1 pseudogene is annotated in these 260 nt (G+C 56.9%); it reads left to right on the forward strand.

The annotated features are described in order from the left end of the window. Positions 1-260, forward strand: a pseudogene (locus AAEY75_RS15850) (c-type cytochrome biogenesis protein CcmI); the annotation flags it as partial.

Genomic DNA, 260 nt, shown 5'->3' on the forward strand with positions numbered 1-260 from the left:
GTCTTGCAGGACGTGCTGGCCAAAAACCCACGCCACGAAGGCGCGCAAATGCTGATGGCCATGGGCGAGGCGCGTAGTAATAACTTTGAGGAGGCACAAGGCTGGATTAAACGTCTGCGAAGCAGTATCGCGGCCAAACCTGGCGACCATACAAAAGCCTTAGCCAGCCTAGATGAGCTCAGCGCCAATGTCAGCGCGCAGCAGCAGCAAGCCTCAGAAGGGGTAGAGGTAAGCATTAGAATCAGCGCCAGCCTGTTGCC

The sequence above is a fragment of the Psychrobacter sp. TB55-MNA-CIBAN-0194 genome (assembly GCF_040309505.1).
GTDB lineage: Bacteria > Pseudomonadota > Gammaproteobacteria > Pseudomonadales > Moraxellaceae > Psychrobacter > Psychrobacter fozii.